Annotated in this window: 5 protein-coding genes; 3 read left to right on the top strand and 2 right to left on the bottom strand. The window is 32.7% G+C overall.

Annotation, left to right across the window (positions count from 1 at the left end; translation table 11 throughout):
• The 3 genes from AC3DU7_RS15770 to AC3DU7_RS15760 form a co-directional block, all read left to right on the top strand.
• A partial coding sequence (locus tag AC3DU7_RS15770) for a tetratricopeptide repeat protein (RefSeq protein WP_488040279.1) occupies positions 1–1,776 on the top strand: 1,776 nt, incomplete at its 5' end.
• Between the two features lie 970 nt (positions 1,777–2,746).
• Positions 2,747–4,000 carry an RNA-guided endonuclease InsQ/TnpB family protein gene (locus AC3DU7_RS15765; protein WP_488040278.1) on the top strand — a complete coding sequence of 418 codons (1,254 nt, stop codon included), beginning with the start codon at positions 2,747–2,749 and terminating at the stop codon, positions 3,998–4,000.
• Between the two features lie 583 nt (positions 4,001–4,583).
• Complete coding sequence (locus tag AC3DU7_RS15760; protein WP_488040277.1) at positions 4,584–5,435, top strand: hypothetical protein; 852 nt, start codon at positions 4,584–4,586, stop codon at positions 5,433–5,435.
• Positions 5,436–5,517: 82 nt separating this feature from the next.
• Here the strand turns inward: AC3DU7_RS15760 and AC3DU7_RS15755 are convergent, their stop codons facing one another.
• Together AC3DU7_RS15755 and AC3DU7_RS15750 are read right to left on the bottom strand one after the other, a co-directional pair.
• Positions 5,518–7,368: a hypothetical protein gene (locus tag AC3DU7_RS15755; protein WP_488040276.1), complete on the bottom strand. Its 1,851-nt coding sequence runs from the start codon at positions 7,366–7,368 to the stop codon at positions 5,518–5,520.
• Positions 7,369–8,145: 777 nt separating this feature from the next.
• Positions 8,146–9,231, bottom strand: coding sequence for a restriction endonuclease (locus AC3DU7_RS15750; protein WP_488040275.1), 1,086 nt, complete (start codon positions 9,229–9,231; stop codon positions 8,146–8,148).
• Positions 9,232–9,797 lie beyond the last annotated feature (566 nt).

Genomic DNA, 9,797 nt, shown 5'->3' with positions numbered 1-9,797 from the left:
GTTGCTTACCGTCAAATTATTAAAATTAATCCTGATAGTTATTGGGATTACAATAAATTAGGAGAAGCACTGGTTAATGTTGGAGAATTTGAGCAAGCTATTGTTTCTTATCAAACAGCAATTCAACTAAAACCAGAACTTAAAGGTACTCATCAAAAATTAGCAGATATTCTCTTTCAAATTGGCAAACTAGAAGCAGCAGAAATAGCATATCGTCAAGCAATAAAACTAAATCCAGAAGTAGTTTGGTATCGTCAATGTCTGGGAGATGTTTTACTTAAACAAAAAAAATTAGATGAAGCGATCGCTACTTATTTGGAGGTTGCTCAAGTTAGACCGGATTTACCTTGGATGCACCTACAGTTAGGAGATGCTTTTGCCCAACTTTCTCAATCAAATTTAGATGAAATTATCAATTATTATTGTGGAGCTATTAAAAATCCAGACCAATATCCTATTTATCAAAAAGCACTATATCTCATCAGAGAAAATCCAGAACTATACTTAAAATTAGGCACAGCTTTAGCACAAGCAAATCATATTTCTGCAGCCATCATTATCTATTATATGTTGCGAGAAATATTCCCTAGTAAGCATCAAATAGATATCCTTCGGGAATTAGAGAAAATATTACGGCAAAAAATTCAACTAGAACAAGATTTAAACTCATATTATGCTGCTGTGGAAACTAATCAAGATAGTCAATCTTACTATTATCTAGGATTAGTTTTAACCCAACAACAAAAATGGTTGGAAGCTTCTATTGCCTATCATCGTGCCATAGAAATTAATCCTGATTTTGCTTGGTGGTCAGATACTCGTCTCTGGGAAACTTTTGAAAAATTAGGCAAACTTGAGGAGACAGTAAATTTATTTCAGAAATTTCTTGAAAATCAAAATAATTCAGTTTCCACTTACCTAAACTTAGCAGAAGCTTTAACTCAAGTAGGCAGAACTAATGAGGCGATAAAATATTATCAAACAGCCTCTAAAAATTATATTTATAAAACCCATCCCACCTTTGTTAACCAACACTGGAATTCAGAACAATTATCTGAAGCAAACTTTCTAATTATTGGAGTAGGCAAAGGAGGAACCACCTCTCTTTATAGCTATATAACTAAACATCCCCAAGTCTTACCTGCCATCAAAAAAGAAATACATTTTTGGTCTTTCAATTTCCATAGAGGTATAGATTGGTATCGGGCACATTTCCCTCCCATTTCAGAGTCAAAAAAATTTTTAACTGGAGAAGCAAGCACTACCTATTTTGATGCTCAATATGCTGCCTGTAGAATCTTTCATTTTTTTCCCAAAACCAAACTAATTCTGATTATGAGAAATCCTGTCGATCGAGCAATTTCTCATTACTATCATCAAGTACGTTTAAATAAAGAATTTCGTTCTTGTGAAGTAGCTATTAATTCTCAACTTGAAAAACTCAGCAAAATTTCTCATCCTAATTATTGGAATTTTGCAGGAGATTATATCGCTTCTGGGGTATATGTAGAATTCCTCAAGAAATGGTTAGCTATTTTTCCTAGAGAACAATTACTAATTTTGAAAAGTGAAGACTTTTATCGTGACTCGGCAACTACCATGAAGCAAGTTTTCGACTTTCTAGGTTTGCCAGATTATCAAATATCAGACTATCCAAAATTAAACGCTGGTTCTTATTCTTCTATTAGTGAATCACTTCGACAAAAATTAAATGATTATTTTAAACCTCATAATCAGCTTTTAGAAGAATATTTGGGCATGAAATTTAATTGGTAGAATTTCATTAATGGATAATTGATAATGGATAATTGATAATTACCTCTGGTTAAAACCGTTCTTGATTGAATATAAGGAAATACAGCACTTTCCGCTGTTATGAGGTACGCCCATCGCGGGCAAGGTGCCCGCACTACAATATTTTCACTGGCTAGAATTACTTGATTATTTGACTTGTTCAAAATTTGTTTTTTTTGAGACTATACCTCTCGGCTGAAAATTGGCAGATTTGAGGTTTGATTAACGAAAATACTAGGTTATAGCCTTGTATTGAAGACTCTATTCTTAGGTTTAGGCACAACATTGGCACAATATCTAATGTACAAACTATGTACCAAATCGCTGAAACAACGCAAGCTCGTGAAATATTTTGTAATAATTTGGGGAAAATTAGACTACTTTGATTTAGATAAATAATATTAAAAACTGGATTTGATTAATAAAAGCTATATCGAGCGATCGCAATTTAGTTATATTTTTGAAAGTTACTTTGCAATACTCTGAAAAAGCAGGACGGGAAGTAGTAATAATTTTCTGATTATTTGGTAATACTATAATTCTTTGGAGCGATCGCTCTATTTCTGGATTTTTCTGTTTTGAGTAAATCGAGAAAAGTCTATGGAGAAAGATTTAGCTGAATAGCCGAGAAGCCTCACACCATCATAAACAGATTTGGTGGATGAATCGGCTGCAAATTGAATAGGTTCGATGCCCATTCAATTTTCATACTATCTCAAGCAGAAGCTTTTGCCCTAGTTGAAAAACTTGTATTATGATATTGCAATAACCCGGGAAATTTTCGGCGTTGGTGAATTAAGGTATGAAAGTAGGTTTATAGGGAATAGGGAACACTTAACTGGGAACAGGGAACAGTTAATATTAACAAGTAGTTCAAACCATCCAAAATACAAAATCAAAAATATAAAATTATCAAATCATACCCAGAATCACCAACGCCAAATTTTCCACCATGCGCACTGCCTACCAATATAAATTAAGGCCAAACAAAGAACAGTTAGCCACAATAGAAATGTGGTTAGAATTGTTGCGTCGGCAGTACAACTATAGATTAGGCGAGCGGTTTTCGTGGTGGTCAGAAAACCGTTGTCCAGTTAACGCCTGCCCCTTGGTGATGCCCATTCCTCAACTAAGAGACCACCCAGATTATTACTCTCAAAAAAAAGATTTAGTCAATACCAAAGACAAATTTCCAGAATATAAGCTAATTCATTCTCAGGTCCTGCAGGATTGCATAAAACGGGTAAAACTTGCCTTTGATAGATGGTTGAAAACAGACAAAAAAGGAACTAGATTAGGGAAACCAAGATTTAAAGGAATTGGACGTTATCGCAGTTTTACTTATCCTCAAATCAAGCAAAACTGCATAGAAGGAAACAAGATAAACTTGCCAAAAATAGGCAATATCAAGTTGATTCAACATCGATCGTTACCTGATGGTTTTCAAATTAAAACAGTAACAATTAGTCGTAAAGCAGATGGTTATTATATAACTTTATCCCTAGAAGACAAATCAGTTCCAGCTTTCACAAATAAAGTTGAACCTACATTAAAAAACACTCTGGGAATTGATATGGGATTGAAAGAATTCTTAGTAACAAGTGAAGGAGAGTCTATCCCCATCCCTCAATACTATCGCTCATCTCAGAAACGATTAAAGACTCTACAAAAACGTTTATCTCGAAAGAAAAAAGGAAGTAAAAGGTGGCTCAAGGCTGTTAAAGCTGTAGCCAAACAACATAAAAAGGTCGGTGATAAACGTAAAGACTTTCACTTCAAAACAGCCAATGAATTATTATCAAAAGCGGATATTATTGCCCATGAAAACTTAAATATCAAAGGGCTAGCAAAGACTCATTTGAGTAAATCAATTAACGATGCTGGATGGGGAAAATTCCTGTCTATTTTGACTGTCAAAGCCGTTAGCGCAGCTCCTCCGGAGGAGGCAAATGCTGGACAGAAAACCATAGCAGTAAACCCCAAAAATACAAGCCAAGATTGCTCAAATTGTGGTGAAAAAGTCTCCAAAGAATTAAACATACGAACCCATGATTGTCCGCACTGCGGCATAGCAATAGACCGCGACTTGAATGCAGCGATAAATATCAAAAATAGGGCGGTAGGGCATTCCGTCTTTAAAGCTTGTGGAGCCCGACGGGATACCGGGGCTACGAAACGAGAAGCCCACACTATACCGTCAGGTTAGTGTGGGAGTATGTCACACTAAGTACCTTAAATTCTGGTTCATGCTGTTAATAGTAGAGTTAAAAATTATTTCCATGAATAATCAAATCTTATCCAACCAAAAAATCAAAGAGCAAGAACAATCAAATACTGAAATTTGTTCTACATGGCCTTGCGTAGCTGACCGAACTATAAACTTTATCATTGTGCATTGAGAAGCTGGTTTGTTAATTTCTAGTGCTGTTGGTTTATCTATAATTATTTATGTAGCCACAATTTCGGCAGTAAAATCAATCAAAGCTATCCAAAAGTAAAATTCGACGACCCCCACTCATCCAGACTGCCATTTCCAGACTCCCAACTTTGAACTCACAACCATTGTCACCAAAAAAAGGTAGTATTTCTCATTGCAAATCGGAAAAAATGGTGATATTGTAAGTATTATTGGGAGTTGTTCGCCCCTACACATGACTTTTTATTCAACGCAAAAACAGCAGCTCACCATCAACACACTAATATGGAAAAGCGATCGCTAAATCCCTAATTAAAATAAAACGATACTTATTTGATTAGAAAAGAAGAAAATTATTAATTTCAGAAAAAATATGACCTACAAAACCCAAGCAGCAGATACAACCATTGAAGCAGATAAAAAATATTTTGAACTCTTAGGGAAAGTCTCTATAGAAACAAAAATTAAGCAATACATAACTACCAATAGAAAAGTAAAAAGTATCCAATGGCAACTACTCAAAACGCGTTTCCCTGAACTAGATAAAAATCAATTAAAACAAAAATATATAACAATTATTTTAGGAGAACAATTTGCTCAAATATCAGAATTAATCAACATAGAATTTATGATCAACGACTCTGTAGATATTGCCATTAAAATAGGAAAAATATTAGATAACTTAAATATCCTTTATTTTGTAGGTGGTGGTTTAGCCAGTTCATTTTGGGGCGAACCTCGACAAACCAATGATGCAGATATTATTGTGTCTTTAACAACCAATGATATTAAAAAGTTAATCACAGCTTTTGAAAGAGAATTTTATATTAGTGATACTGCTGTAGAGGATGCTATTCAAGGTAAAGCCAACAGTTTTAATGTTATTCATACAGCTTCAGTTATCAAAGCAGATATTCACCCAATTAATCTCTCAAATAAATTTGAAAAGATTAGCCTTAGTAGGCGACAAAAAATTTACCCATTAGACTCTTCCGAGCAATATTTTTATGTAGCTTCTCCTGAAGATATAATTTTGCACAAACTAATTTGGTATAGAATTGCTGACAATCAATCTGCTAAACAATGGCGGGATATTTTAGGTGTTCTAAAAGCTCAAGGAAAAAAACTTGATTTTAACTACCTGAAACATTGGCAAAATGAATTAAAAATATCTAGTGACTTACAACGAGCTTTTGATGAATCTGGCATGAGCAAAAATGATTGAAGAAGGCAGCTATGCTGAAAGCACTTATAATGTTAATTATTCTTATGTTTATTTCTCCCCTACTCCCCACTCCCCCACTCCCCTACTTCCCCTCAATATAACTATCAATAACTTTTACAATATTAAGCCCCATTAATTTCACATAATCATCCATATATTTAGTACCAGGAGTAAGCGCTGGTAAATTTTTCCTGTAAGTAGGCAGCCAAAATTCACTATTAATACTCCAATTTTTAACAGTACTTTGATAATTTTCCAGATAATTTTGAATCAAATACTCATAGACAAATTGTTTTCTAATACTTCTACTTTTAATTTCTTCTTGATTTCCTGGATTCAGATAATAATCAAAATTGGCATATTTAATATCAATCACCTGAATAGAGATTTTATTCATAATTTTATTCAGGAAATTACTAAAGCTTTGATTGATTTCTTTGAGAGAGCGGAGTCTATCTTTATCCCGAAAGAGAGACAGATAAAATATGTTGTCTTTAAGGGGATATTCAGACCCCAAAACATAATTAATAAACCGTTGAAAAAATTTATCGGGAGATAAGATGCCAAATTTAAGAGCTAGATAAAATATGTGATTCAAATTTTCCATCATTTGTAGTTGTTCGAGACTAAAGTCATCCAAAATTTCCCAATAAGAATAAAACTGATTTGGCAAGGAGTTAACTATCAGTGTATCTCCCTCAAGTTTGCAGAATTTAGCTAACTCGTTAAAAGTATGGTTTTCTAGTTCTAGATTTTGGTGAAGATAGGCAATTTTTAATTGATATTTATTGCATTTGAAGGTGGTGTAGTAGTGTAAGTCATTCCAATTTTTGACTTTTTCAATTTTATATGAAGTTGTAGATGGGATTAAATTTGGGAGTGTGGAGTTTGAGCGATTATTTTTAGTATTAAATGAAATAATTACAGCATCGGGAAAAATATCTTTGCCGTTGACATGAAAAATCTTACTCAAATCAATAATTCTATTTTTGTAATTCAAATGAGCAATTATTTCAGAAGCAATATATCGGCTATTCAGATAACAGACAAAACATGAATTTGTGTATCTAAGCAGATAAGTTAAACACATTCCCTCCCAAACACTATGAAAATTATTAAATCCCCATATTTTGCCATCTTCTACATCATCTAATTCCCCAAATAAAAATTTCTCAACTGCATCATAAAAATGCCAATAATCTATATCTTTTAACGCTGTATAGTTATCAATTACTTCTAAAGCATCTCTCAAAGTGTTGATGATTAAGGAGTAATGGTTTTCGCTAAACAGACTATATTCATACCCAATATACTTATGCCGAAACCTAGCAGATAGAGCAGCAATTTCTGGATTAACATTTTCTCCTAATTTTTGTTTAATCTCAGTAAATATATAACAATACATAGCCACAATATCAGAAGCTTCATAAGATATTTGTTGGCGAGGAATATCAATATAATCAATAAAAATCGCACCATTATTCAGGAAAGTAGACTTGTGAAGATAACGATGAATTTTACTATAGTCTATAGTTTCAGATTTACTAAGACGACAGACAAGTGCTAATATTTTCAACTCATCGTAGACATCTAATATATTATCTAAAGCATCAAGTTTGCTATAAAAAATGCTTTCTTGATTATCGTTTATGATAACTTCTTTTCCTGCTTCCTGTTTTAAAACACCATCGCGATCGTTAATTTTGATATTTTTATGCAAATATCCTTTTTCTTGATAAATATTTTGCACAATTTTCAGAACTTTGTAGAGCTTGAAAAATAATTCACATTTAAAGTCAAAATTATTAATATTCGGGTCATCCTGAGTGAATCCTTTAGGTAAATGAAAAATCAACTTACCTCCCTTTTTTTCAATGCCGACAAAAGAATATTTAGTGTTAACTCTAGGCTTTAATTCGGCAAAATTTATCATTTTTATGAGGAAGGAATAATTAATGGATAATGGATAATTGATAATTGATAATTACCTCGGGTTTTAACAGTTACGGAATTGAATATAAGGAAGTATTATTTCTTCTCTTAGTCAATTGCAGATAGCTCAGAGATCTCGCCATCCCTCGATTGCTTTTTTCCCCTTAAAAGAGGAGGCTTCAAGGCGCGAATTATTTAATTATTAATTATTCGGTAAACTAGGACAATAAATTTAGAGACTAATATTAAACTCAGATAATTAGTGATTATAAAACCAAAACATTAATTTCTTCTTCGCTTCTTATCCGCAACAAAACTATTGACCGCCAAAAAAAATATCAGACTGAGCAAAAACTACTATTGCGACATACGCAACAAAACCATCGACTGCCAAAAAAAATATCAGACTGAGCAAAAACTACTATTGCGACATACGCAACAAAACCATCGACTGCCAAAAAAAATATCAGACTGAGCAAAAACTACTATTGCGACATACGCAACAAAACCATCGACTGCCAAAAAAAATCTCAGACTAAATAAAAATTCTTATAATACTAAATCCGGTTTAAAATTTTACTTCTTTCCTTTTACTTTCTGCCTTTTGCTATATCTAAATATCCTCTCAAAATAGCAAAAAATAGGCGTTGCTGAATCAAGAGATGAACCTTTTTGAACAGGTAAATCTCATCTTTAATACTTCTAATACTTCTAACTTCTTTTTTATACAGGCCTACAATTCATTCCACAAATATGCAACGCCAAAAGATAAAATCACTTAAAAAGTCAACCATTCACAAGAAATAATCGCATCAATAAAATCATCAGATAAAGCAATAAAATCAGAATATGTAATTAATTTAATACTTTGTTTATCCCCTTTTGATAATAAATCTTCCAAAGGTCTTCTATCTCTAGGAAATACACTATCCCATAGATAAAACATTAACTTATTTTCTATAGATTCTTTAGTAACTTGATTATCTTCAGACTTCAAAAACCAAACCCCAATTTGTTTATCTTCAATACGACGAATTAAATGATGATTTACCTTAATAAAATCATTCAACTTATTCACAAAAGAAACCCATTTCTCATCCCTACCTTCGATCGCTATATCTTTAATTTTTTCTATTCCATAACCAGGCACATCCACATATTCCCAATCCCATCTCCGTTTGAAAGCACTATCTAAATAGTAAATCGACTCATCCGAAGTATTAATAGTCGCAATAATTGATAAATTTCTAGGAATAGAAATTCTCTGACTTGTCAAATTTTCTAAGACCCTTAAACCATCCTGATTATCACTCATTTCTAAATTCATCTTTGTCATCTTACAAAAAACATCAAAATTACTTCCATCCACTTGTATATTTTTATCAGTTGTTTGAGCATCATACCCCATCGAACCTAACAAAGCCACTATTTCTAACTCTGATAAATTGACATCATAAGTTGACCAATTATCCGTTTCTCTATCTAATAACTGAAAAATCGGACCGAATATGGCAGCAGCATTACCTCGGTTTAATTCGTCAATTACTAACAGCACATTCTCATTACTATTATTAACTAAATGTTTGTAAGCTAATCCTAATGCTCGTAAAAAATGACCTTGATAAAATTTATATATAACCGAACTGCCGATAGTTTGTGGCAATAATTTTCCGACAAAATCAGCATAAGTATATTCAGGATGAAAGACTGTTTTAATTGTATTTTCTAATGATTTTGTTTGTTCATACCATTTAATTCCCAACGAATTAGTTGCTATCTCTCGCACTTTATAACTTTTGCCTGTACCTGGACTGCCAAATAGAATTTTCTGAATAGGTTTAGCAGTTATATTTTCGTTGTGCATAAAATATCTTGGAATATCTTGAAATTAGGAAAAATGGGTCATTTCAATTATCAGTTATCAGTAACAATTTCATACTTTTTATCTATATGCTTGAATTTTTGACAAATTATTTAACACGTAAACATTTCCTGCAGACTGCTGCGCAAACAGCTATTAGCTGTCAGCTAGCCTCCTCCGAAGGAACTGCGGACTTCAGTAACAAGACTCTCTCCTTAAGGACAGTGTTTAAATTAATATAGAATTTAAGGGCAAGGGAAGCAACTTTTGTAGTAAGACAATAAATAAAGCTTTTATCCTAAAATAAAAGCAATAGCTGATAGCTGATGGCTGACGGCTGAATTCTTACTTTAACACTGCTATCTTTTTGAGTATTTATTATTTAGAATAAACTTTAAATAATTATATAGTAAGCATCATCGCTATATAGTGACCAGAAATAAGTTTGGAATAAACGTTAGTCTGAGAAAGTACATCCAAAACTTAGTTAGTTTAACTTTCCCTGATATATTTTTACTAGGGCGTGTCATCAATTAAAAATTTGACATTGAGAGTATAGTATGATTATG

This window comes from Okeania sp., from assembly GCF_983059655.1.
The sequence above is the reverse complement of the archived record's forward strand: the minus strand, read 5'-3'. Positions and strand labels throughout refer to the sequence as shown.

Coding starts and splice junctions, on each gene's coding strand:
- AC3DU7_RS15765 (WP_488040278.1), top strand. CDS start 2,747: ATGCGCACTGCCTACCAATATAAATTAAGGCCAAACAAAGAACAGTTA.
- AC3DU7_RS15760 (WP_488040277.1), top strand. CDS start 4,584: ATGACCTACAAAACCCAAGCAGCAGATACAACCATTGAAGCAGATAAA.
- AC3DU7_RS15755 (WP_488040276.1), bottom strand. CDS start 7,368: ATGATAAATTTTGCCGAATTAAAGCCTAGAGTTAACACTAAATATTCT.
- AC3DU7_RS15750 (WP_488040275.1), bottom strand. CDS start 9,231: ATGCACAACGAAAATATAACTGCTAAACCTATTCAGAAAATTCTATTT.